The sequence below is a fragment of the Vibrio sabulosilitoris genome (assembly GCF_055391395.1).
Map to the genome: position 1 here is coordinate 76,984 of NZ_AP029599.1, position 24,399 is coordinate 101,382.

23 protein-coding genes are annotated in these 24,399 nt (G+C 49.9%); 14 read left to right on the forward strand and 9 right to left on the reverse strand.

The features are described from left to right. Window positions 1-12: 12 nt before the first annotated feature. On the reverse strand, window positions 13-1,356 hold the full coding sequence (gene pmbA / locus ACZ5R2_RS00465) for a metalloprotease PmbA (RefSeq protein ID WP_464900337.1): 1,344 nt from the start codon (window positions 1,354-1,356) through the stop codon (window positions 13-15). Window positions 1,357-1,463: 107 nt separating this feature from the next. On the opposite strand from pmbA, the gene yjgA reads away from it, so the two are divergent. Further along, a complete protein-coding gene (yjgA, locus tag ACZ5R2_RS00470; RefSeq protein ID WP_438460496.1) occupies window positions 1,464-1,991 on the forward strand; it encodes a ribosome biogenesis factor YjgA in 528 nt (175 codons plus the stop codon). Window positions 1,992-2,196: 205 nt separating this feature from the next. On the opposite strand, the gene ACZ5R2_RS00475 is transcribed toward yjgA, so the two are convergent. Together ACZ5R2_RS00475 and mpl are read right to left on the reverse strand one after the other, a co-directional pair. Further along, on the reverse strand, window positions 2,197-2,832 hold the full coding sequence (locus tag ACZ5R2_RS00475) for a flavin prenyltransferase UbiX (RefSeq protein WP_464900338.1): 636 nt from the start codon (window positions 2,830-2,832) through the stop codon (window positions 2,197-2,199). 3 nt (window positions 2,833-2,835) lie between these two features. Further along, a complete protein-coding gene (gene mpl, locus ACZ5R2_RS00480; RefSeq protein ID WP_464900339.1) occupies window positions 2,836-4,194 on the reverse strand; it encodes a UDP-N-acetylmuramate:L-alanyl-gamma-D-glutamyl-meso-diaminopimelate ligase in 1,359 nt (452 codons plus the stop codon). A 307-nt stretch (window positions 4,195-4,501) separates the two neighbouring features. Between mpl and fbp the strand changes: the two genes are divergently transcribed. Both fbp and ppa read left to right on the forward strand, forming a co-directional pair. Beyond that, window positions 4,502-5,515 (forward strand): class 1 fructose-bisphosphatase, encoded by a 1,014-nt coding sequence (gene fbp / locus ACZ5R2_RS00485; RefSeq protein WP_464900340.1) that lies wholly within the window; start codon window positions 4,502-4,504, stop codon window positions 5,513-5,515. A gap of 160 nt (window positions 5,516-5,675) precedes the next feature. After that, the gene (ppa, locus tag ACZ5R2_RS00490) at window positions 5,676-6,206 is read left to right on the forward strand and encodes an inorganic diphosphatase (protein ID WP_464900341.1); all 531 of its coding nucleotides are present in this window, start codon (window positions 5,676-5,678) and stop codon (window positions 6,204-6,206) included. Between the two features lie 21 nt (window positions 6,207-6,227). On the opposite strand, the gene ACZ5R2_RS00495 is transcribed toward ppa, so the two are convergent. The 3 genes from ACZ5R2_RS00495 to tamA all read right to left on the reverse strand — a co-directional run bounded on the left by ACZ5R2_RS00495 (window position 6,228) and on the right by tamA (window position 12,146). Then, window positions 6,228-6,575 carry a gamma-glutamylcyclotransferase family protein gene (locus ACZ5R2_RS00495; protein WP_464900342.1) on the reverse strand — a complete coding sequence of 116 codons (348 nt, stop codon included), beginning with the start codon at window positions 6,573-6,575 and terminating at the stop codon, window positions 6,228-6,230. A gap of 94 nt (window positions 6,576-6,669) precedes the next feature. Then, entirely contained in the window at window positions 6,670-10,434 is a 3,765-nt protein-coding gene (gene tamB / locus ACZ5R2_RS00500; protein ID WP_464900343.1) for an autotransporter assembly complex protein TamB, read from the reverse strand. Beyond that, entirely contained in the window at window positions 10,431-12,146 is a 1,716-nt protein-coding gene (tamA, locus tag ACZ5R2_RS00505) for an autotransporter assembly complex protein TamA (protein ID WP_464900344.1), read from the reverse strand. The genes tamB and tamA overlap by 4 nt, the downstream gene beginning before the upstream one ends. Window positions 12,147-12,375: 229 nt before the next feature. On the opposite strand from tamA, the gene msrA reads away from it, so the two are divergent. Then, the gene (msrA, locus tag ACZ5R2_RS00510) at window positions 12,376-13,014 is read left to right on the forward strand and encodes a peptide-methionine (S)-S-oxide reductase MsrA (RefSeq protein WP_464900345.1); all 639 of its coding nucleotides are present in this window, start codon (window positions 12,376-12,378) and stop codon (window positions 13,012-13,014) included. Window positions 13,015-13,031: 17 nt separating this feature from the next. On the opposite strand, the gene ACZ5R2_RS00515 is transcribed toward msrA, so the two are convergent. Next, window positions 13,032-13,226: a DUF1107 family protein gene (locus ACZ5R2_RS00515; RefSeq protein ID WP_464902394.1), complete on the reverse strand. Its 195-nt coding sequence runs from the start codon at window positions 13,224-13,226 to the stop codon at window positions 13,032-13,034. Between the two features lie 221 nt (window positions 13,227-13,447). Between ACZ5R2_RS00515 and ACZ5R2_RS00520 the strand changes: the two genes are divergently transcribed. The 7 genes from ACZ5R2_RS00520 to ACZ5R2_RS00550 all read left to right on the forward strand — a co-directional run bounded on the left by ACZ5R2_RS00520 (window position 13,448) and on the right by ACZ5R2_RS00550 (window position 19,257). After that, complete coding sequence (locus ACZ5R2_RS00520) at window positions 13,448-14,005, forward strand: YtfJ family protein (protein ID WP_464900346.1); 558 nt, start codon at window positions 13,448-13,450, stop codon at window positions 14,003-14,005. Between the two features lie 111 nt (window positions 14,006-14,116). Further along, window positions 14,117-14,539 carry a hypothetical protein gene (locus tag ACZ5R2_RS00525; protein ID WP_464900347.1) on the forward strand — a complete coding sequence of 141 codons (423 nt, stop codon included), beginning with the start codon at window positions 14,117-14,119 and terminating at the stop codon, window positions 14,537-14,539. A gap of 36 nt (window positions 14,540-14,575) precedes the next feature. Beyond that, on the forward strand, window positions 14,576-15,358 hold the full coding sequence (gene zrgA, locus ACZ5R2_RS00530; protein WP_464900348.1) for a zinc uptake protein ZrgA: 783 nt from the start codon (window positions 14,576-14,578) through the stop codon (window positions 15,356-15,358). A gap of 67 nt (window positions 15,359-15,425) precedes the next feature. Then, complete coding sequence (locus ACZ5R2_RS00535) at window positions 15,426-16,139, forward strand: ABC transporter ATP-binding protein (protein ID WP_464900349.1); 714 nt, start codon at window positions 15,426-15,428, stop codon at window positions 16,137-16,139. Beyond that, window positions 16,136-17,395, forward strand: coding sequence for an ABC transporter permease (locus tag ACZ5R2_RS00540; protein ID WP_464900350.1), 1,260 nt, complete (start codon window positions 16,136-16,138; stop codon window positions 17,393-17,395). The genes ACZ5R2_RS00535 and ACZ5R2_RS00540 overlap by 4 nt, the downstream gene beginning before the upstream one ends. A gap of 40 nt (window positions 17,396-17,435) precedes the next feature. Continuing rightward, on the forward strand, window positions 17,436-17,915 hold the full coding sequence (locus ACZ5R2_RS00545) for a DUF3299 domain-containing protein (protein ID WP_464902395.1): 480 nt from the start codon (window positions 17,436-17,438) through the stop codon (window positions 17,913-17,915). Between the two features lie 436 nt (window positions 17,916-18,351). Then, window positions 18,352-19,257 (forward strand): TIGR03899 family protein, encoded by a 906-nt coding sequence (locus tag ACZ5R2_RS00550; protein WP_464900351.1) that lies wholly within the window; start codon window positions 18,352-18,354, stop codon window positions 19,255-19,257. A 35-nt stretch (window positions 19,258-19,292) separates the two neighbouring features. Here ACZ5R2_RS00550 and cobA read toward each other — a convergent pair whose 3' ends face one another. Further along, window positions 19,293-20,150 (reverse strand): uroporphyrinogen-III C-methyltransferase, encoded by an 858-nt coding sequence (gene cobA / locus ACZ5R2_RS00555; RefSeq protein ID WP_464900352.1) that lies wholly within the window; start codon window positions 20,148-20,150, stop codon window positions 19,293-19,295. A 229-nt stretch (window positions 20,151-20,379) separates the two neighbouring features. On the opposite strand from cobA, the gene ACZ5R2_RS00560 reads away from it, so the two are divergent. Next, complete coding sequence (locus ACZ5R2_RS00560) at window positions 20,380-22,338, forward strand: bifunctional 2',3'-cyclic-nucleotide 2'-phosphodiesterase/3'-nucleotidase (RefSeq protein ID WP_464900353.1); 1,959 nt, start codon at window positions 20,380-20,382, stop codon at window positions 22,336-22,338. A gap of 84 nt (window positions 22,339-22,422) precedes the next feature. Further along, window positions 22,423-22,899: a GNAT family N-acetyltransferase gene (locus ACZ5R2_RS00565; RefSeq protein ID WP_464900354.1), complete on the forward strand. Its 477-nt coding sequence runs from the start codon at window positions 22,423-22,425 to the stop codon at window positions 22,897-22,899. Window positions 22,900-22,905: 6 nt separating this feature from the next. Here the strand turns inward: ACZ5R2_RS00565 and ACZ5R2_RS00570 are convergent, their stop codons facing one another. Then, window positions 22,906-23,484 (reverse strand): LysM-like peptidoglycan-binding domain-containing protein, encoded by a 579-nt coding sequence (locus ACZ5R2_RS00570; RefSeq protein WP_464900355.1) that lies wholly within the window; start codon window positions 23,482-23,484, stop codon window positions 22,906-22,908. A gap of 171 nt (window positions 23,485-23,655) precedes the next feature. Between ACZ5R2_RS00570 and ACZ5R2_RS00575 the strand changes: the two genes are divergently transcribed. Continuing rightward, a complete protein-coding gene (locus ACZ5R2_RS00575; protein WP_264874013.1) occupies window positions 23,656-24,276 on the forward strand; it encodes an FKBP-type peptidyl-prolyl cis-trans isomerase in 621 nt (206 codons plus the stop codon). Window positions 24,277-24,399: the final 123 nt, after the last annotated feature.

A 24,399-nucleotide genomic window follows, 5' to 3' on the forward strand; every position in this document is an offset into this window, starting at 1 on the left:
TACAACGAGGGGTTAATCACCCGCGACTTTCATCGACTCAATCAGCATTGAGCCCGTCTGGATCTGTGAGCGAGTCTCAACATCCGTGCCGACAGCCACGATACGCTGGAACATCTCTTTGAGGTTGCCTGCAATCGTGATCTCCGAAACCGGATACTGGATTTTGCCATTCTCAACCCAGAAGCCAGCAGCGCCGCGAGAGTAGTCACCCGTCACGGTATTAACGCCCTGTCCCATCACTTCTGTAACCAATAGACCCGTCCCCAGCTCATTGAGCATTTGTTGATAATCTTGGCCTGTCGATTTCACATACCAGTTGTGGATGCCACCAGCATGACCGGTTGGCTGCATATTCATCTTACGCGCCGCATAGCTGGTCAGCAGATAGGTGGCCAGAACACCATCGGTGATGATCTCGCGGTCTTGAGTCACCACACCCTCGCTGTCAAATGGGCTCGATGCAAGGCCACGCAACACGTGGGGCTTCTCTTCAATATTGAACCAATCTGGGAGGATCTTTTCACCGAGGTGATCAAGCAAGAACGAGGCTTTACGGTACAGGTTACCACCACTGATCGCCATGGTAAGGTGGCCCATCAGCCCGGTCGCAACATCGGCGGCAAACATCACCGGATACTCTCCCGTTGGCACGCGACGCGGATCAAGGCGACTGACCGTCTGCTCTGCTGCAAGACGACCGACCTTTTCCGCGCTCCACAAATCGTCTTTGTGACGCGCAACCGTGTAACTGTAATCGCGCTCCATATCCCCGTCATCGCTCTGACCAATCACGCAACAGCTAATGCTGTGACGACTGCTCGGGTAGCTGGCCAGCAAGCCGTGACTGTTACCATAAACCTTAATGCCATAGTGGCTGTCGTAGCTAGCACCATCGCTTTGCTTGATCTTGCTATCAAACGACAACGCAACCTGCTCAGCCTCAATGGCAATCTTGGCTGCGTAGTCTGGATCTGGGGTTTCTGGATGGAAAAGATCCAAATCTGGAATATCTTTCACCATCAGCTCCTTGTCTGCAGGACCTGCACAAGGGTCTTCCGAGGTATACTGGGCGATATCAAGCGCCGCCAGCACCGTCTGCTGAATAGCCTGCTCACTCAGATCTGAAGTGGATGCGCTGCCCTTGCGCTGGCCACGATAAACCGTGATCCCAAGCGCGCCATCGCTGTTAAACTCGACGTTCTCAACCTCACAGCCTCGGGTAGAGACACTGAGGCCAGTCGACTTACTGATCGCAACTTCAGCAGCATCCGACTGCTTGCCAGCCAACTCGAGCGCCTTGGCAACTGCGTGTTCCAATTCTTTTCGTTGCTCAGCAACTTGCTGTTTTACATCCATCTTCACTTCATCGGTTTAGGGTTATTGATCAAGAATAACAAGAATTTCGCTTTCTCCCCATGATTGTTGTTAAAATAAGCCTATAGATCGATAAAAAAGGCAAAAACATGGCCCGTAAGAATCAAAAAGCGCCCTGGGAACCGGAAGAAGAGATCATCTGGGTGAGTAAAACCGAGTTGAAGCGTGACATGGAAGAGTTGCAAAAACTGGGTGAAGAGCTGGTGAGTCTAAAACCATCCGTTTTAGAAAAGTTTCCACTTAGCGATGACCTACGTGACGCAATCAAAGATGCACAGCGTTTTACTAAAGAAGCACGCCGTCGTCAGCTTCAGTACATTGGCAAGATCATGCGTAATGAAGACACGGAACCATTGCAGGCAGCACTGGATAAAGTGCGCAATAAGCACTCTCAAGCAACGGCAGAGCTGCATAAGCTTGAACAGCTGCGTGATCGCGTAGTGGAAGAGGGCGATAGCGCTATCGCTGATGTGATGACGATGTTCCCGGATGCGGACCGTCAACGCCTGCGACAGCTTGCTCGCCAAGCGGCAAAAGAGAAAAAAGCTGGCAAGCCTGCCAAGGCCTTCCGCGAAATCTTCCAAGTGCTCAAAGAGCTCAACGACGAAGAAATCTAATCCAATCCCCGCACGAGTGCGGGGATTTTTTTAGCTTTCCACTCTTTTGGGTTGCCATGATCCAAAAGCTATTTAAACCTAAAAACAGGTGGGCGAGGTTCGGGGACGGGCTTTGCCCTACGAGGAGCGAGGGGTTTAACACACCCAACTTACCCCTCGATACCCGGAACGAAGTGTAACTCGAACCTCGCCCCTTGAGCAGAGCCTATTTTTTCCGAGAATCATATCCCCAGCGTGGAACTAGCCCTTGTTCGATACCTAGGTGATCGAGCACTCGCGCAACAATAAAGTCGACCAAATCATCGATGCTTTGGGGCTGGTGGTAGAAGCCTGGTGAGGCAGGCATGATCGTTACGCCCATCTGCGAGAGCTTATGCATGTTCTCAAGGTGCAGGGTTGAAAACGGCGTCTCTCTGACCACCAGCATCAATTGACCGCGCTCCTTGAGTGCCACATCGGCGGCCCGTTCAATCAAATTATCCGACATACCGTGCGCAATCGCTGCGATACTGCCGGCTGAGCAGGGGCAGATTACCATTTGCTTAGGCGCAGCTGACCCGGAGGCAACCGGTGAAAACCAGTCTTCTTTACCGCAGACAATCAACTTATCGGCCTGGCAACCCAGATATTCGACCAACGCTTTGTGCATCGCTTCTGGGCCGCTGGGCAGCTTTAATCCCTCTTCGGTCGCCAGTACCACCCTCGCGGCAGACGAGACTAAGAGATACACTTGATAATCTGCTGCCAGCAAGCACTCAAGTAGACGCAAACCATAAGGCGCGCCAGACGCACCAGTAAAGGCAAGGGTAATTGCTTTCTGGCTGGTTGTGTTCTGCTTCATTGTTTACTTCGCTTCCAACGCTTGCATCAGTTTACTGTGAATGCCCTCAAACCCGCCATTGCTCATCACCAGAACGTGATTGCCAGGCTGCGCCAGCACAACGATCTCTGTAACCAACTTATCGATATCAGCGGTGGCATAGGCCTCTTGCTGGTGGCATTGTTCAATCACATCAGAAACTTGCCAGTCAATGTTGGCGGGTTGATAGAGAAAGACACTGTCTGCGGCACTTAATGACTCCGCTAGGGTATCTTTATGCACTCCTCGCTTCATCGTCGCTGAGCGCGGCTCAAGCACGGCAATAATCTTGTCATCGCCAACCTTGTTGCGCAGCCCCTCCAAGGTCAGCTTGATCGCGGTTGGATGGTGAGCGAAGTCATCATAGACCTTAACCGAAGCTGCTTCGCCTTTAAGCTCTAGACGACGTTTAGTGTTAATAAACCGCGCCAGCGCCTCACACGCATGCTTGGGTTCAACCCCGACATGACGCGCAGCGGCAATCGCCATCAGCGCATTATTGACGTTATGATCGCCAACAAGATCCCAGCGGACCTGACCGACTACCATACCTCGGTGCAATACATCAAAATGGCTGCCATCACGACTGACAAGCTGAGATTGCCACTCACCGTCTTGACCTGAGAACTCAGTCTCACTCCAGCAGCCACGTGCCAAAGTGTCCTCAATCGCAGGCTCACCCAATGGCGAGAGGATCCGGCCGTTTCCTGGTACGGTTCGGATCAAGTGGTGAAACTGCCTTTTGATCGCCTCAAGATCATCAAAAATATCCGCATGATCAAACTCAAGGTTATTAATGATCAAAGTGCGTGGGTGATAATGGACAAATTTCGAACGTTTATCAAAGAACGCACTATCATACTCATCCGCCTCAACGACAAAAAACATGCTCTCGCCCAAGCACGCAGACAAGCCAAAGTTACCCAAAACGCCGCCAACCAAAAAGCCCGGCTGATAACCACACTCTTCTAAAATCCAGACCAGCATACTGGCGGTCGTGGTCTTACCATGGGTACCTGATACCGCGAGGACCCAGCGCTCATGGAGAAGGAACTCTTGCAACCATTGTGGCCCAGAGGTGTAGCGCAGATTGCGATTAAGCACATACTCTACGCAAGGATTTCCTCGGCTCATGGCATTGCCAATCACCACCAAATCAGGAGCAGGTTCAAGCTGGGCTGGGTCATAGCCCTCAATGATCTCAATTCCGTGCTGCTTGAGCATGGTGCTCATCGGCGGATAAACATTGGCATCTGAGCCCGTCACTTTATGGCCAAGTTGACGCGCCAGCATCGCAGCCCCACCCATAAAGGTGCCACAAATCCCCAAAATATGAATGTGCATGATCGCCACCCCTGTCGAATTAATCAGTTAACGCCAATTATACCTAAGTCACTCCAAGATGCATTGCGACGATTTTTTACCACAAAATACTGGAATCAAAGCTACAATTTGAACGAGACAAACGATTAAATGTATGAAAATTGTGCACTTAACCGCAATAATCATACAAATAAACGCTTTAAGCATTTTATTCAATTCACGTAATAAAGTTTAAACTTTAGTATAGGTCGGTGAGCAAGATTCCCCATAAAGAGGCGATACAAGCTCACCCATCTCCCCCCAAAATTTATAGAGTTAAGGACTTAACATGTCAGGATTACGCACATTAGGCGAATTCATAGTTGAGAAACAGGCAGACTTTCCCCATGCCAGCGGTGATCTATCATCTCTTCTATCGTCGATCCGTCTTGCTGCAAAAATTGTTAACCGTGAAATCAACAAAGCCGGTCTGGTTGATATCACAGGTGCAGTCGGTACTGAGAACGTTCAAGGCGAAGCTCAACAAAAACTCGACCTGTACGCGAACGAAAAATTCAAAGCGGCTCTAGAAGCTCGTGACCAAGTTTGTGGTGTAGCGAGTGAAGAGGAAGATGAAGCAGTTAGCTTTGACCGTGATAAAAATCAACACGCTAAGTACGTGGTGTTGATGGACCCACTCGATGGCTCTTCAAACATCGATGTTAACGTATCGGTTGGCACCATCTTCTCGATCTACCGCCGCGTCTCGCCAGTGGGCACTCCGCCAACGATGGAAGACTTCCTTCAACCTGGTCACAAGCAGGTTGCTGCTGGCTATGTGATCTACGGATCGTCAACCATGCTGGTTTACACCACAGGCGCTGGCGTGAATGGCTTTACCTACGATCCATCACTGGGTACCTTCTGCCTATCACATGAGAACATGATGATCCCGCAAGAGGGTAAGATTTACTCAATCAACGAAGGCAACTACATCCGCTTCCCTCAAGGCGTTAAGAAGTACATTAAATACTGCCAAGAGAATGTGCCTGAGGATGGTCGCCCATACACCTCTCGCTACATCGGCTCTCTGGTCTCAGACTTCCACCGTAACCTGCTTCATGGTGGCATCTATATGTACCCAAGCACCCATAGCCACCCAAATGGCAAACTGCGACTACTTTATGAGTGCAACCCAATGGCATTCCTAGTTGAGCAAGCGGGTGGTAGTGCATCTGATGGCTATACACGTGTGATGGATATCCAGCCAAAAGAGCTACACGAGCGTGTTCCATTCTTCTGTGGTTCGAAAAAAATGGTCGACAAGGTCGAGGAATTTCTTGAGGAATACCCTGGGCAATAACTTGGCGATTATTGACAACAAGAGCACTCACTAGAGTGCTCTTGTTATTTGCCACAGAGCCAACTCGAAATTTGCTGTTTGAGAAAAAGATCACCTATAACTAAGTGAGTAGCTAAAACTATCTAAGTATCTAATCAAGCAAAGAAAAAGGATCCTTTCTATGAGTCTCAATCACGTGCCTGCCGGTAAATCTCTCCCCGATGATATCTATGTCATTATCGAAATCCCTGCCAATGCTGACCCGATAAAATATGAGGTCGATAAAGACTCTGGAGCGGTGTTTGTCGACCGTTTTATGTCGGCACCGATGTTCTATCCCTGTAATTACGGCTATATCAATGAGACGCTATCACTCGATGGTGATCCGGTTGATGTACTCGTCCCTACCCCCTTCCCATTAATGCCTGGTGCCGTGATTCGTTGTCGTCCGGTCGGTGTGCTGAAGATGACTGATGAGTCTGGAGAGGATGCGAAAGTGCTCGCGGTACCACACAGTAAGTTATCTAAAGAGTACCAGCATATTCATGATGTCGATGACATCCCTGAGCTTCTAAAGGCGCAGATCACCCACTTCTTCGAGCGCTACAAAGAGTTGGAGGAGGGTAAGTGGGTCAAAGTCGACGGGTGGGCTGATGTAGAAGCCGCAAAGCAAGAGATCCTCACCTCATTTGAACGAGCAAAAAGCAGTTAAAGGCAACACTATAACTTGCGTTCAGACGCGCTGTAACCAATCCCCAGAGGCAATCTCGACATCGAGCTCTACGGTTTGCTGATAAAGATAGATCCACGCTAACCCAAATGGGGTCGGCGTGGTTTCACGACGATATTCAACTGGTACATCTTCAAGGATATCCAGTTGTGCCAAGGTATCATCACTCACCCAATAGACCTCACCTTGAATACTTTTTTGCCCCGGGATCACCGCTGGGTATGGGCCAAGGTCGAACAGCGCGAACTCAGGCGTACTCTCGCACGTGCCTAGTAGTTCACTATCTTTCAGGTAATGATGATAGCACTCGCCTTGACGCAGGGTGCCATAAACAAAGACTAACTGCTGCATAGTATCGAACCTATTTGCCAACGACTTGTTCTAATCAAACTGTAGTTCATAAACGCGCCTCCATGCCCAAGAAACCTAATTTAAGCCAAGCCAACTAATCAAACTCAAACTGATAAAGCAGATCAACCGCGCTATCCAAGCCAGAGACAACCTCAAGATACAGATCCTTCATCAAGCGATAGCGCACGGTAAACTCGCCCACCGAGTCGAAAATCCCGACGCCATATTTCACCTGCAGACCGGGCAAGATATAGCCACTGACCGTCACCTGCGAGTCATCGCCACTCCCGGCAGTGTCCAACTGGAGATCTTGCACCCCAAAGGCCTCTCCAATCTCGCCAACCAGTTTACCGCTGCGTGCTAGACTTAGGCCAATCAGGGTCGTCGTAATGGCATTGCCCCCCGACTCCGCATCAATATCCTGCCCTCTAAGCAGGTAAGACAATGCATTCGCCTGAGGCATGGCTGGCTCGGAGAAGATCTCTACCTCAGGCTCATCCGCAGGACCTGTCACTCGAATACCCGCGACTACATCATCTTGGGTGTTGTCTGGATTACGGATCGCGGTGATCACAATATAGGGCTGATCAACCGGTCCATTCATCAGGATCTTGCCCTCATCGATCAATAGATCTTGGCCAAATGAGCGATATTGACCATTAAGGATATTGACCTCACCACTGACGATCGGTCCGCGATCTCTCTGAGCAACGTTCAGGCTGCCGACTAAACTACCATCCAGACCAAATGCAGAGAGCCTAAAGTCATTGCCGATATGGATCTTAACGTCAGTCTCTAACGCAAACGGAATCGGATCGTCTTCTTCAATCGGCTGTAAATCATCGCCAAGAATCACTTGATCGTTGGAGATACCGATCGCCGACTCCGGCAGGCTTTGAACATCAATTCTAGCCCAAGGCAAACGAATATCACCCGTGACTTTCGCCTGCTTTGGTGACATGGAAATGGTCATGTCCGGCACAACCCTGACCTTAACCATCGGCGGGATATCCACCAGCAAGCCATCGGCAAACACACGTACATCACCGCGCCAGTCTGCCAAGTCTTGCCAGTCGGCGTCACCTTTGATGTTCAAGTCTCCCTCCGGGGTCTTGATCAGAGCATTAAGGTCGGCTTGATAACCATTGAGATCCAAGGACATCTTACCTTGATCAATATCCAGTGGGGTGATTTCACCACGTAACAGCAATTGCTCTATCGCCACAAAGCCCCGCGCCCTTGGTTGCATCAGTGGACCACTCAGCGCAATATCGGCAGTGATACGCCCATCTAACTCGCTGTAAGCACCAACCAAGGGCGCCATAAAGTCAAGATTAAAAGGGGAAAGGCGCAATTGGGCATCGATTTGTCGATCTTCTGCTGTAACATCAGGGATCACCACCTCGCCAGTCAACTCACCGTTGTCCTTAAAATCGAATCGCCACTGACCCTCAACCCGATTGTCGGCGAAGTTCGCGGCCAAAGTAGACTGATTCCAGGCTATTTTGAGCGGTTGGTCTAACTGTTGGGTCACCGCACCCGGTGCCAGCACTACATTGAGCTTAACCTGAGGCAATGTCTCACTACCTTGCCACTCGGCATTGAGGTTAGCATCAATAAGCCCCTCAACTTGCGTTTGCTCCGGCACAAATTGCTTGATCTGCTCAAAATCAAACTGATTGATGCTCAGAGCTAAGCCCCCTTGCTGCGGCGAGACCTGAGCATCTTGATCGAGACAGACACTCGCCTGTGCTTGTTGCCAGCAGTGTGCGCCCACTTGCGCTTGACTCGCATCGATATCGACATCGATCTCAATTGTCTGCTGAGTACGCCATATCCCTTGCTCGGTAGTGACCTTGATGGTGTTCAGAGCCCCCTGCCAGGTGTTGGCTTGCTGACGATAGTCTCCTGCCAACGACAGGCTAAAGTCGACAAGATCGGAGTCTAGGTTCACATCCAATACATGGTCAGTTAAAGTGCCATCCAACTCGATAGCAACTGCCGCAGCATTGTAATCCTCGTAGCGAAGTCGATTGGCGGCCACACTGAGCGATACCCTAGGGTCTTTGGCAGGAACTACACTCCCTCGCACGTTCAAACGCTCGAGCTGGGCTTGCTGCTGCCATTGAATATCACGGGCACGTAAGTTAAGACGCACCTCAGGCTGCTCCAAGTCGCCACGCAGACGCACTTTACCGCTGGCTGAGCCTGACAGCTCTGGCAGTGATTGAGCAAAATCTGGCAGTTGCACGGTCAAGTCCATTTGCCAGATTTCATCCACTCGTCCCTCGATAGCCACCTCATTCGGTCCGTGCGCGAGCAAGATACCGTCGGTCTCGAGTTGATACTCTCCGTTACCCTGTCTGTCCGATGCGCTGAGATTTCCCGCCAGATCGAGTGGATAGTCTCTGAAGATGCCGCGAACATCTAGCGTTGGCAGTTCAACATACCAGCCCCCAGACTCGGTTAAGCCCCCACTTGTAACTATGCGGCCCGATAGATTCCCCTCGGCCTGTGGCCAATACAGACCAGGCTGAACCGAGTCCAGAGTCACATCCGCTTGCCAGGTCACCTGCTGACTCCAACGACTAGCGACCTGCCCCTGCAAATGCCCTCCCAAGGCATCAATCTTAAGCTGACTGAGACTGATCTGTTCGAGATCCCCTTGCCCCTCCAACTCAATATCAAGGTCTGGTATTCCAGTCCCTACCACACTACCGGTCAAATCTACTTGGTAACCTTCAAGAGAACCTTTTCCATGTAAGTGAGTAACCACTACGCCGTAGTCTTTTTCACCGACCAGTGGCCACTGCACTGAGGAGTCACTAAGCTCAACACTAAAAGGCAAGCTCGCCTGGAGCGGCTCTAATTGACCAGTAAGGTTAAGTTTATTGACGCCTTCGACGGAGAGCTGGAGCGCGAGATCCGCCACACTACCAGAGAGGTCTAAACTTAATTGCTCACCTTTAGCGATGGCATGCTTAATCTCTGCAGTCAGCGTTGCCTCAAGCGGGTAGTCGCCCGTTAAATCGACTTTTGCAGCCAAAGCTGCGTTTGCGTCATCAATATCTATCGCCAAACGGTCAATCCCCACCCTATGCCCACCAGCTCGGCCTGCTAAACCAAGGTGATGCAGCACAAAGGGTGTCTCTTGACGTAAGGTGAAATTGTCTATGTCGATTTGTTCTATCACGACATCCAACGGAACCCACACCTCAGGCAAGGTAATCGGCTCACTCTGGGAGGGATCGGCAGTAGAGGACTCCGGCGCGGTTGACTCACTATCCGCTTGAGCAAGCTGCAGGTAAGAGTCATGCAATACGGTCGGACTCAGCGTTAAAGTATCATCGATAAAGCTCGCTGCAGTGGTCAGTTCCAGCCAACCTACTTGGGTTCCGTATACATCCAGCTTGATGTCAGTAAGTGCTAACTTATTCAGTTCAATGGGGACAGGAGTAGCGATAGAGTGAACGGGTGGTGTTGGTTCATCATTAGGGGTATCCGTACTCTCAACGGGTAACAGCACAAGACTCAGTTCATCGGCACTGATCTCATCCACACACACCTTAGGCGTAAAAAAGCAGCGGTGATTAATCGCCAGCGTCACCTGTTTGGCATCAAAGTCAACGCCAAGCTCTGGTGCATTAAAGGCGACATCATACAGTGTAAGCTTGGGAAAGAGCGCGCCGTCAGTACGCCCAACCTGCAACTGTGGCAAGGCCTTCTCAGCCCCCCAAAGCACCAGATTGAGTCCAGAGTTGGTGAAGATCGTCCAACTCAAAGTCGCTGCAATTAAGGCGATTAGGGCAAACAGTGATAAGGCCAACCACTTGGTGAAGCCCAACGCATAACGGATCATAGCTCAGGCCCCAAAGTGAAATGAATACGGAAATTATCACTCGCAGGTTCATCAAGCCCCCAGGCAACATCGAAACGGATCGGCCCAACGGGAGAAGCCCAGCGAACCCCGACCCCAGTACTGTCTCGCCAACGCGGCTCATCATTAAATGCGTCACCAATATCGTAGAACACTGCCGCCCACCAGTTGCCTTTGACACGATAGTGGTACTCAAGCGAGCTCGTAAGCAGATATTGAGCACCAGTTAGAGCACCACTCTCGTCTCGTGGAGAGATTGATTCATAACCGTAGCCACGGATACTGTTATCACCGCCAGCGAAAAAGCGCAGTGATGGCGGTAAGCTCTCAAAATCATCAGGGAAGTTCGCCCCGCCATCGACGCGCAACAGCCAGCGGTGATTGTTACTCTCTGCACTACGTATCCAAGCGGTGCTTGCCAGTAAGCGCACAACCCTAGTTTCTGAGAGCAGCGCAGGATCGCCGTATTCTACTGTGATCGACTGACGGTCTCCCCAGCGAGGCATCGTGCCGCCTCGGGCACGTGTGCGACTGTAAGTCACACCGGGCAGCAAAAACTGACTAATATCACTCTGCACGCCCTGTTCAAAATTCTCATATAAGTAACGCAGATAGGCCGTACGGTGCCAGCCCCCATCGAGTAGCCAGTGACGCTCTACCGCCAGGTTAGTCTCAACGCTTCGAGTATCACGATTATCCAAGATCTTCATCCCAAATTGGATCCGATAGTAATCGTTAAGCACATCCTCAAGCGGAATGTTATAACCTGCAGTGACGGTTTGCTCCGGTAACGATAAAGAGATACTGGAATCAAAGCTGTTACCGCGCGAGTTCACCCAGGGACGTTTCCACTTGAGCGATCCCCTCACACCAACGTCGGTGGAATAGCCGAGACCAGTTTCAAGCTGGTGTCTTGCCTGAGGGGCAAGAGTCACCTTCATCGGTAGTTCACGCTGCTGGCCAAGCTTAGTCAGGTCGGGTTCGACTAGCACAGAAGAGAACCAATCAGTGTTGGATAAATTTTGGTTGAAAGCACCAACTTGCGAGGCAAGGTAGGGCTTATTTTCCTCATAAGGCTGCAAAGAAAGCACGCGCTCAAGCTTAATTTGGCTGCCCCAAACACTGGTGGGGCCAAAGTGATAACGGATCCCACTGTCGAAATGTAGGCGAACAAAAGCAATATTTTGACTCGGTGCTACCTCAAGTCGACTAAGGGTATAGTCACCGTCAAAATACCCCTTCTGCAACGCAAGATTCCGCAAGGCGGATTTGAGTGCATCGTAGTCGCCATGGTTGAGCCTCGCCCCGACGCGCAGTGGTGATTCTTGGATGGTGGTTAAAAAGTCTTTGTCTTGGTTGGCCTCACCCTGGATCTGAATATCTACTTCCTGAATGCGCACGGGCGCGCCCTTATCGATGGTGATAACTAACTCATCCTCATCTGCCAAAGCCTGTGTTTCGATCAAAGGATTGTAGTACCCAATAGCGCTAAGCGCTTCTGATACTAGGCCCTCAACGCGTGCCTGAAAGCGCAGATCGAGAGAATAATCTTCCGGCTCAATAGAGCTGAGATAGACCTCAACATTGGCAAGTGACTCCCCCTCGAGCCCCTCAATTAACAGGTCGATGGCCCAAGTGGAAAATGAAGCAAATTGCAGGGCGAAAAAACACAACAATAATCTGGGCGATGACATCCTGTTTAGCCTTGAAAGCGAAGAAACCACACAAAAAAACGGCTGGGGAACCCAGCAAGACACAACCCGCATATTGTACTTATATTTGAAACTCACGGGCGTAATACTCGTAACAATAATTGAACCCAAGATTCACGCCACGAGTTGCACAAAGTGCATGGTATAGTATCGTCTATATCTAATAAAGTCTGTAGCAAGCTGAGCGGATAATTTGACAAAGGAGCGCTTAATGTCTGACAAACAAACCATGATTAGCCCGGAGAAGGCCCTGCCTGGTCGCTCAACCCCTCTGGTTGTCGAAGACATCCACTACGTTAATCAAACCAGTTTAACGGCCCCTCTCTCCCCCGACCAAGCTGAAATCTTGATCGGTATGGGCTGCTTCTGGGGTGCTGAGCGCCTATTCTGGGCCCTAGAGGGCGTCATTTCCACCTCGGTTGGATACAGCGGCGGTTATACGCCCAACCCAACCTATGAAGAAGTCTGTAGTGCTCAAACTGGCCATGCTGAAGTGGTCAGGGTTGTCTATCAGCCAGCAAAACTCCCTCTCGCTGGCCTCCTTGCCCACTTTTGGGAAAAGCATGACCCAACACAGGGCATGCGCCAAGGCAATGACATTGGCACCCAATATCGCAGTGCACTGTTTGTCTTTGACCAACAGCAGATGAATGCGGCGTGTGATAGCAAGGATCAATATCAAGCGCTACTGGGTGACGGTGTTGAAAAACGGATTACGACGGAAATACTGCCTGCTGGTGAGTACTACCTTGCAGAAAGCTACCATCAACAATACCTAGCCAAAAACCCTAACGGCTATTGTGGCCTAGGTGGCACAGGCGTTTGCTTCCCGCCAAGCTTACAAGCTTAATGTCCCTCATGGGATGATTACATATTCGCGATCATCCCGTTAATTTCCTTGTAGACAGCGAGCTTGTGAGGGTCACTGACATCGGGTAGCAGTATCTTGCCGTTGTCAAACTCAAAACACCCAATCCCTTTAATAGTAAAATTCCCTTTAAACAAGGTCTTGACGAACTTTGCGACCTGTACAGGTCGATACTTTGCAAATTCGCGCAACATCACTACCCCCAATCTCCCTTTGCCACTGCACTTTCCCTGCGCAGATGATCCGACCATTGAAACTCCTAAAGACTTCCCCGAGGGGAAGTGTCAAACTAGCCCAAAATTGCTGCATTAATGATGCCAGCTTTCGTATATCTACTAGGTTTTACGTTGGCAATGGTGAAAACGCCACTATGGTTTATCGATACTCAGCATTTTATCAGTTAAGGAAACATATAATGAAAATCAAATTTTTACTCTCTGCTCTTATGCTTACCGCACCACTAATGACCTCGGCTCACAACCTTCAACTTGAGGCCACGCTACCTCAAGTAACAATAAATAAGGTCGGCGAACTGACTCTCGAGCAAGATAAAATCAACTACCAAAGCTGGAACTCAGAGCAAATGCTCGGCAAGGTTCGAGTGATTCAAGCAATTGCCGGGCGCGGCGCAGCAAAAGAAATGAACGCTCCCCTGATGGCGGCTATCACCGCTGCGGACTTCCCTCAACAAGACTATCAGACCACAACCATCATCAATCAAGATGATGCACTATGGGGTACGGGATCATTTGTCAAATCCTCAGCAGAGGACAGCAAAAAGGAGTTCCCTTGGTCTTCAATGGTGCTCGATTCTGATGGCGTCGCGTTCGATACTTGGCAACTAGCAGGAAAATCGTCTGCTATCATCGTTCAAGACAAGCAAGGCAAGATCCTATTTATTAAAGAGGGGGCATTAAGCGAGGCCGAAATCAACCAAGTCTTGAGCCTAATTCAAGACAGTATCAATGGTTAAATAACCGACTAACGGAATAAAAATACTAAAACTCCTGCCTAAGTCATCTTATTGAAAAATTGGTAGCGTTATAATATAACGTTACCAATTCTATGTTTGAGATGATTGACCATGTTGCACCCACATTTTGGCACTTTGCATACAAAGCTGCTCATTTCGCTGTGCATCACGCTCATCTTGGGCTTAAACGCCGTCTATATTGACCATCTCACTCATGACCACCATGCTCATAGGACTCACGCCCACGAGCATCATACTGACCAATACCTGTTTCAGTACTATCTAAAGCGTATTGATAGCAGCTGTGGCGGTCACCATCAAATCCAATACGACGACCTACATGACCATCACAATTGTGAGTTGGTCAACTGTGTTAAAAATATCGTCACCACTTGCATGCCGACATTGAGTTCGCAGCGATTTAGTGCTGCATTCCAGGCAGTGATTAAGCCAAGCACCCTCCTCTCACTCCCTGAGGTTGTGGCGCGCGCCCCACCGGTGTTAACGGCTTATTTCGACACACTAACTCATTGAACTTTTTTGTAAGTAACACTTTGGAATTTGACCAACATGAAAAACCTAAAACTAAATACTCTTGCTCTTTCAACAGTGGCAGCTTTCGGCCTAGCAACAACCCCGGCATTCGCTGAATCAGAGTTTCGTCAACACGGTGCCCACGTGCACGGTGAAGTGGAATTCAATGTTGCACAAGACGGCAACGAGCTACTGATTGAGATCGAAGCGCCAGGTGCAGATGTAGTGGGCTTCGAGCACGCGCCTAAAACAGAGCAAGAAAAAACGGCACTGAAGCAAGCTATCGCTAAGCTTGAGCAACCAACCTCTCTGTTTACGCTTACCGCCAACGCTAACTGTGCTATTGAGCACGTCTCCGTGACTCACACGCTTGGCGAAGATAGCCATGATGAGCATAAGCACGATGACCACGGTCATGTCGAGCACAAGCACCATGACCACGGCCATGACGAGCATAAGCACGACGACCACGGCCATGACGAGCACAAGCACGACGACCACGGCCATGACGAGCACAAGCACGACGACCACGGCCATGACGAGCACAAGCACGACGACCACGGCCATGACAAGCACAAGCACGACGACCACGGTCATGACGAGCACAAGCACCATGACCACGACCATGATCATGGCGGACACGGTGAGTTTGTTGTGGAGTACCATTTCAGCTGTGAAAACATGGATAAGCTGACTCAAGTCGAGACGCAATGGTTCAACAACTTTGAACAAACAGAGAAAATCTCGGTCAATATCCTTACTGATCGCGTGCAAGGTAGCGCGACGCTAGATGCCAATAACACCCGTTTCGGGCTGTAATTAATCAATCAAATAAAAAGGGTGGCGATACGCCACCCTTATTCAATAGAGCGTTAAACAACACATCATGTCTACTCAACACACTGTGAATCATCACGTTATTGATCTTGAGGGGGTAACTTTTCGTTGGACAGCAGACAGCCAACCCACTCTCGAGATAGCACAGCTCAAAATCCCCTCGGGTCAACACACCTTTATCAAAGGGCCGAGTGGCTGTGGTAAATCCACCCTCCTGTCCCTATTAACCGGCATCAACCAAGCTGAATCTGGACAGGTCAGCGTATTGGGAAATGATCTGACTACCCTCTCATCACGCGCACGCGATCGCTTTAGAGCCGATGAGATTGGCTACATTTTCCAGCAATTTAACCTGCTGCCCTACCTAAGCGTGATTGAGAATGTCCTCCTTCCATGTCAGTTTTCATCCCTGCGCAGACAAAACGTCGAGGGCAAACTAGAAGATAAAGCGCGTGAGCTTTTAGAACGCCTGCGCCTACCCAGCGAGCTACTCAATAAACCAGTGATCGAGCTGAGTATCGGTCAGCAACAACGTGTGGCAGCAGCACGCGCTTTAATTGGCAATCCGAAGCTGATTATTGCTGATGAACCGACCTCCGCTCTCGATTTTGACAACCGCACCGCCTTTATCGAGTTGTTGATGGAGCAAGCCAATGCCGCGCAATCAACGCTGATCTTTGTCAGCCACGACCCTACGCTAGAGCCACTGTTTCAGTGCTCATTGCAACTGCAAGAGATCAATACCGCGGGAGGTCTGTCATGATCGCGATTACAAATTTAGCCTGGAAAAGCCTGAAAAACCGCAAGGCCACGGCGCTTTTGACCGTACTCACCGTGGCCATCTCAGTGATTTTGCTTATGGGTGTTGAGCGCATCCGCACACAAGCTAAGACCAGTTTTGCCAACACTATCTCAGGCACAGATTTGATTGTTGGCGGTCGCTCCGGGCAGGTCAACCTCTTGCTCTACTCGGTGTTTCGCATTGGCAATGCCACCAACAACATCGATTGGCGCAGCTATGAGGAGTTTAGCCAGCATCGTGCCGTCGACTGGAGCATTCCTATCTCTCTTGGGGACTCTCACCGCGGCTTTCGTGTGATGGGCACCAACGAAAGCTACTTTGAGCACTACCAATATGGCACTCGTCAACACCTAGCTCTCGCTCAAGGCCATCAATTTAACGGACTATTTGAGGCGGTTCTAGGGGCAGATGTGGCCCGCACGCTAGGCTATGAGCTCGGTGATGAGATCATCATTGCCCATGGCCTCAGTGATGTTGCTTTTAGTCGTCACGATACGTTGCCCTTTGAGATCGTCGGCATCTTTGAGCCAACAGGTACGCCGGTGGATAAGACCATTCACGTTTCACTTGAGTCGATTGAGGCGATCCACGTCGGCTGGGAGAGTGGCGCACTGCTTGGACCGGCACCAACCAAAGAGCAGATCGAAAACATCGATTTTCGCCCAGCACAGATCACGGCGATGCTAGTAGGCCTAAAGTCACGCATCCAAACCTTTGCGTTGCAGCGTGAGATCAACACCTATACTAAAGAACCACTCAGTGCCATTATGCCTGGCGTCGCACTGCATGAGTTGTGGGGAATGATGTCTGTAGCCGAGCAAGCATTAATGGTAGTATCGGTATTTGTCGTCGTCGCAGGCCTGCTTGGCATGCTCAGCAGCTTGCTGACTAGTTTACAAGAGCGCCGCCGAGAGATGGCAATTTTGCGTGCCATGGGCGCACGTCCGCGACACATCCTATTGCTTTTAGTCAGTGAGGCGAGTGTACTGACGTTTATTGGTATCTGCGTCGGCCTGGGAGGCCTATATGGTTTACTCGCGATCGCCGGCCCTATCATTCAGCAGCAGTATGGTATTGCGATTTCGCTGACCATGATCTCAAGCTACGAGTGGATGTTACTTGGATTTGTTCAACTGGCTGGTGTGATAATAGGTTTCATTCCTGCCATACGTGCTTACCGCCAGTCATTGAGTGACGGTATGACAATTAAGGTATAGAAAGATGTACAAACAACTCTCCGCTATATTGATAGCATTTATGCTGCTCGTCTCTCCGAGCTATGCATCTGACTCGAGCGCTGATGAGGCCCTGACGCTGGATTGGTTAGACTTAGTCCCTGAGGAAGAGCGTGAGCAATTTGCTAATATGGGCATGCCACTGCCGACTCATGATGAGTCATCAACCTTAGCCGCGCAGCAATCGAAGATTGGTAGTGTGCGCACTGAGCTAAACGGCAGTCAGGTACGCCTGCCTGGGTTTGTGATCCCACTCGAAGGGGATGCGCACAAGGTGACTGAGTTTCTTTTGGTGCCCTACTTTGGCGCGTGTATTCACGTACCGCCACCGCCACCGAATCAAATTGTCTATGTGAAGTTCCCTGAGGGCGCTCCGATTCAGCAATTGTGGGATGTCATCTATGTGGTCGGTGAGCTCAAGACAGAAACACTCAACCACGAGCTTGCAGAAACGGGCTACCTAATCGAAGGCATTGCGATTGAAGAGTATGATGATTGGTAAAGCGCCACGTTAACCTGAATAAAAAAACCTGCACCTCTAGTGCAGGTTTTTTTACTTAGTGACTAGCCTATCGAACAAAACCTCGAGTTACGACGACGCGCTTGGGATCACTTGGGCCGCTTCCTTGCTTCTCTCGCGTAGAATTGGGCCTTATTTAGCGTTGATAGACGTAATAGTAGAGAAAAGACAAAATAAAAATGTATCCAACTATTATAAACACTACTGACATAGAGCGTCGCACCCGGTGTGCTAATGGTAAAGTCATATCGCCCCCCTAATTTTCACTGCGATTTAACAATATTTTAGCATCTATTTCAAGCTCTAAAGATTTAATCTCATTGTTTGCCACATGATCACACTGTGTTCAACGTTGCTCGCTAACTTAGCAAATTCGGTATAAAGTCACCGCACTATGTCGTGCCAAACGAGAGTCGTCATGAAACAAGAGCCCCAATCAGCCCCCGTGGTCACCAAGGATGTACAGCCTCATCCCAACACCTCGTACTCCAAGCAAAAAAGCTATGTTAAAGAGAGTGCTAGTCAGATAAAAGCGATTGCGATAGAGCATGGATTGGATGCCTTGATCAATGACCATGCAGAGCAAAGCTCGCCTTTCGATCGGGCTCTGGAGCGTGAACGCAGGCGCCGTGAGTCACGACAACACAACCTAGAGACCATCATCAAACTAGCTTACAAAAGCTGTAATAAAGAGAGTGCCGGTCAGCCGGATATCGATTGGCAACAGCGCTTTTTCGATATGGCGCAAGAGATCCACAACCCATTAATGCAAAAGCTTTGGGCTCAGGTCCTTAAGCGTGAGGTGACCAACCCAGGCTCAACCTCACTAAAGGCGCTCAAGGTATTACATGAAATGAGTCCAAAGGAAGCACAAACCCTGCAGCGAGCGGCCTCATTAGCGGTCAGTTTTGGCACCGACAGCAGTAAGAAATTACTCGTCGCAACCAAAACCACCGCAGGTTGGTTGAAATTGGGCAGTCGTATCTCAACCCAGAGCTTGAACTTAGGCTCTTACCAACTGCCCTACTCTAGCCTTTTGGTACTCATGGAACTTGGGGTGCTGCACACAAGTGAGCTGGAGTCTGGACAAATTCAGCCAGAGCCGCCAGTCCTTTTGACTTATCAGGAAGAGACCATCACGCTACGAGCGCAGGGGACTGGCACGAGCTTGCTCTACTATCGCTTTACGCCAACAGGTAACGAGCTGTGCCGTTTACTGGGCAACAAATCCAATCCAGATTACTGGCAACAAACCCTCGCCGCTTTGCAGCAGAGCTTCAATTTGCACAGCGATTCACCCAGCGCAATCAAGCACAGTGTCTAAGCTCGCGGGCAGCAGGCACTGCCCGTTGAGTACCTCTAGATATTGACTGAAACTGGGCGCTCCATGCGGGTACTTGAGGAAAACCAAGCCAGCTTGTCGGCGAGCTTAACCACTTCACCAATGACGATCAGAGCCGGTGACTCGGCTAACAAAGCTACTTGGGACAACTCACTGAGGCTGGCGGTCCATACCTTCTGGTCGGGTTGAGTACCGCGCTCAATAATCGCAATTGGGGTATCCGCCGCACGACCATGCTCTATCAACTGCTGGGCGATATGGTCTGATTTGGTCAGCCCCATGTAGATCACCAAGGTCTGATTGCCTCTAGCCAAGGTTGACCAATCTAGGTTGTCGGCTTCCGCTTTCAAATGACCGGTAATGAACATCGCCGATTGTGCGTAGTCACGATGCGTCAATGGGATCCCGGCGTACGCTGTTGCACCAGCGGCGGCGGTCACACCGGGTATAACTTGAAATCGTACCCCTGCATCGGCCAGCACCTCTAACTCCTCTCCTCCGCGACCAAACACGAAAGGGTCACCACCTTTGATCCGCACCACGCGATAATCTTGCTTGGCAAAATCGACCAACAGTTGGTTAGTTTTCTCTTGTGGAACACTGTGATGCCCAGCTCTTTTACCGACACAAACCAAAATAGAATCATCGGGAACTAGAGCCATAATGGCATCTGAGACTAAATAGTCATACAGAACGACATCGGCTTGCTGCAACAGGTTAATCGCCTTGAGCGTCAGCAGCTCTGGGTCACCCGGCCCTGCGCCAATCAAAGCGACTTCACCCTTGGCAAGCTGAGTCGGCTTAAGCCTGGGTCGATTGTGATTTGTCACCAGCTTGAGAGTGCTGGTGGAATGGGATGCAAATTCCGTTGCCATAATTCATGTTCCAGTCGAGGTTGTGGCTCTATTATGGCGATCACTTGTTATGACTTGAAATTCTAAAATCTAATTTTTTATACATAAAAATGCTAAGTAGCCCAACTGATAACACCGCCCTTGGAGGAATTGTGTTTCTCAGTGACAAATAATCCCGCTACTGATGGATATCCACACTAGTATTTATACGTGAATCCCCCATAACAATACAAAGCACTCGGAGAGAACCATGAGATCTGCTGCCCCCTCAGTTAACATGCTGCTTTTGTCTGCCACCTTTTTTACCCCAACTATACTCGCCGACACAATAGAGCTGCGCATCATAGAAACCACCGATATCCACACCTACATAATGGACTATGACTATTACCGTGACACCCCATCACCTCAGGTTGGCTTTACCCGCACTGCTACCTTGGTCAAGCAAGCTCAACAAGAAGTCAAGAATAGCGTGTTGGTCGATAATGGCGACCTGATCCAAGGCAGCCCTATGGGGGACTATATGGCGGCTAGAGGGATCAAGGCTGGTGAAGTCCACCCTGTATATAAAGCGATGAATCAGATGGGCTACGAGGTGGGTAACATCGGCAACCATGAGTTTAACTTTGGTTTGGACTTTTTGATGACTAGCCTAGAGGGAGCAAATTTTCCCTATATCAGTGCCAATGTGTATGACCTTGAGTCCGGTGAGCACCTTTTCACACCGTATCTGATCAAGTCCTATCAGTTTGTCGATAGCCAAGGCGTGTCTCAAATCGTGCGCATCGGCTATATCGGCTTTGTTCCACCACAGATAATGGTGTGGGACAAGGCACATCTCGAAGGAAAAGTCCGTGCTCAAGATATTGTTGAGAGTGCCAAGCAGCTTGTCCCTGAGATGAAAGCGCGTGGCGCCGATGTGATTGTCGCTATTCCGCATTCAGGCATCTCAACCGACCCATACCAATCCGGTGAAGAGAATGCGACCTTTATGCTGTCCAAAGTCGAGGGTATTGATGCGATTGCCTTTGGCCACACTCATGCCGTTTTCCCGAGCGCCGACTTTGAGGATATTCAAGGGGTCGACGTTGAGAAGGGTCAGATCAATGGCGTGACCTCCGTCATGCCAGGGCGCTGGGGTAGCCACGTTGGGATCATGGATCTTACTCTTAAGCTCGTCGACGGAAGATGGAAAGTTGTCGATGGAATAGCCCAAACCCGCGCCATCTACGACAACAGTGAACAGCGCTCCCTCGCTGAGGCTGACCAAGCCATCGTCGATGCAGTTAAGCAAGATCACATCGAAACGCGCGAGTTCGTCAATCAACCCATAGGTAAAGCCAGTGATGTCATGTACAGTTTTCTTGCACTGGTTCAAGATGATCCAACCATCCAGATCGTCAATTTGGCTCAAACCGCCTATGTCGAGCGAATGATCCAAGGGGATCCGGATCTTGATGGACTCCCAGTCCTCTCTGCCGCAGCGCCATTTAAGGTCGGCGGACGTAAAAATGATCCCAACAATTTTACTGAAGTTGAGGCGGGACAACTGACGTTTCGCAACGCTGCTGACTTGTATCTCTACCCTAACACCCTGGTAGCGCTTAAGGTCAGTGGTAATGAGGTCAAAGAGTGGCTTGAGTGCAGCGCGGGCCAATTCAATACCATAGATGCGAGCTCACCAAAGCCGCAAAGCTTAATTAACTGGGAGAGTTTTCGCACCTATAACTTTGATGTCATCGATGGTGTTGAATATCAAATTGATGTCACCCAGCCAGCACGTTATGACGCTGACTGTAACTTACTCAATCCCGACTCCAGCCGTATTGTTAATCTAAACTTCAAGGGTGAGCCTATCGATCTTAAGCAGCCGTTTATTATCGCCACCAATAACTACCGTGCATTCAGCAATGCCTTTCCCGGCACCGGCGAGGAGTTTATCGCCTTTGAGGCACCGGATGAGAATCGCAATGTGTTGGCAAACTATATCTCTCGAGTCAGCAGTGAGAAGGGACAAGTGGTGCCCAGTGCCGACGATAACTGGTCGTTTGCACCAATCGATAGTGAGGTGGCGCTGGATATCCGCTTTGAAACCTCACCAAGTGAAAAAGCCAGCCAGTTTATTAAGGCCAACAGCGTTTACCCAATCAAGCAAGTAGACAATGATGAGATTGGGTTTGCCATCTACAGTATTGATCTGCGCAAATAACAACTAGTCAAAAAACCGCGCTTTTTCGGCGCGGTTTTTTTTATTATCCTTATGTGCAAAGATTCGCACGAGTAGTCCCATCCCATGAAACCCAACCCAAGTATCGAGTGGCATTCTTATCACTTTGATCAACTTAGCACTCAACTGCTTTACCAGATCCTTAAGCTGCGCGTGGATGTGTTTGTCGTTGAGCAAAATTGCCCCTACCCAGAGCTCGATGATAAAGACACCCAAGCAGAGAGCATCCATCTGGTGGGGCTGGTTGATGGCGAGCTTGCAGCCTATTGTCGCGTCTTAGCCGCCAATATCAGCTACGGTTCGCCGAGCATAGGAAGGGTCGTTGTCAGTCAAGCGGCGCGACAGATGAAGCTCGGTCATCAATTGATTGAGCGGGCCGTGCAGCTTTGTGAGCAGAGCTGGCCCGGCGTCAAGACAATTGAGATTGGTGCCCAGCAACACCTGGAGCACTTCTACGCACAGCATGGCTTTATCGCCAGTAGTGAGATGTATCTAGAGGATGGCATCCCACATATTGATATGCTGCGGCGCCACCCTGTGTAGCGGTGGTTATTTACTCCGACCAAAGCCACCATCAGATAAGCGAAAAAACATCACCGCACCTTGAGCTGAGTCGAGTTGGATGATATCCAGTTCTCCGTCGGGGGTGCGCTTAAAACGGACTAACTGGCCTGTTTTGAGTCGACTCAACGGCTTGTCGTCACCCTCAATTCGCACCAAGGCATTGAGATCGGCCATTGAAAAGCCTTGGTTACGGAACACCTTCGACAAAGTGTCACCTTGCTGGATCGTATAGTTTTGCCAACGCTCCTCCTCGGTTTTAACTGGCGTATTTGCTTGCTCGCGCGTACTTAAACTCTGGGTATTGATGGCAACTTCCATGCGGCTTGAGGTCGCCTCTGGTTCGGGTTGCGCCGATTGGTCGCGCGTTGGGATCAACAGCAAGATCACCACCACAGGCACCAAAATCATCAGTAACTTGCGATGCAGCGGTGGTAGTCTTAAGAGAAGAGCCTCGATTTGAGCCTTTAGGTGGTGAAATACCTTGGCAAAATCCACTTGCTGCAACTTGTGCTTTACTGTCGCGAATGGATCGGATTGTTGGCGCTTTTTACGACGACGATTCATTTCATCTTTCCCTAAATACCGTCAAACCTCATCGGTTTATATACCGTCAGTATATCCAAAGACAATCACCAAAGTCACCTATGATAGTTTGAACTTGGCCCTGTTTCACGCTTGATTGCAGCAATAGACCTGTTATCCTTTCTGGTTCAACTAACAAAGAGAGACGACAGAATGTCTGAAGTTAAATTTGAAACTGTAGAGCAAAAAGCAAGCTACGGTATCGGTCTACAAATGGGCCAACAACTAGCAGGTTCAGGTCTAGAAGGCCTTAACGTTGACGCAATCGCTGCAGGTATCGCAACAGCACTAACTGGTGACATGCCAGCTATCGAAGTTGACGAAATCAACAATGCTCTTCAAGAGCTTCACACTCGCGTAGAAGCAGCACGTCAAGAAGCAGCAAAAGCAGCAGCGGCTGACGGCGAAGCGTTCCTAAAAGATAACGCACTACGTTCAGAGGTGACTGTACTTGAGTCTGGTCTACAGTACGAGATCATCACTGAAGGTACTGGTGAGATCCCTACTTCTGACAAGCAAGTTCGCGTTCACTACCACGGTGAGCTAACTGACGGTACTGTATTTGACAGCTCAGTATCTCGTGGTCAACCAGCTGAGTTCCCAGTAACTGGCGTAATCAAAGGTTGGGTTGAAGCACTACAACTAATGCCTGTAGGCTCTAAGTGGAAACTATACATCCCACAAGACCTAGCTTACGGTGAGCGTGGCGCAGGCGCTGCTATCCCACCATTCGCAGCACTAGTATTCGAAGTTGAGCTACTAGACATCCTTTAATCAAAAGGATAACTTCTTCCAAAACGACGCCACGGCGTCGTTTTTTTTTGTCTAAACTTTACAGATAACCGCAGATAATCAACCATCTAGCCGTTGGTCATCGTCTGCAGCAAGCCCAAGACA